This window comes from Gelidibacter salicanalis (assembly GCF_016469035.1).
Classification (GTDB): Bacteria; Bacteroidota; Bacteroidia; order Flavobacteriales; family Flavobacteriaceae; genus Gelidibacter; species Gelidibacter salicanalis_A.
Map to the genome: position 1 here is coordinate 1 of NZ_JAEHJZ010000536.1, position 248 is coordinate 248.

Annotated in this window: 1 protein-coding gene; it reads right to left on the bottom strand. The window is 50.4% G+C overall.

The features are described from left to right. On the bottom strand, positions 1-248 hold a 248-nt coding region (locus JEM65_RS21980), incomplete at both ends, for a DUF1481 domain-containing protein (protein WP_199603902.1).

Consider the following 248-nt stretch of genomic DNA (forward strand, 5'->3'; position numbering starts at 1 on the left):
ATTTATAGCGTTCGATTTCGTCTGACGATAATTTTTCCCGACGCTCCGGGAGCTGTCGCTGCATAAAGCTGACATTGCCACCCTCGTCGAAACGCAGCATGACGCCCAAATCAGTTTTGGTGGCATGGGTTTCTTTAATCAGGTGCAATTGCCCCTGCTGGAATTCGTATCGGGTGATGATCGTATCGCCGCCGAAATAGGGGCTATATACGTTGAGAATGGTTTGAGGCTCGTGCTGGGCGGTATCT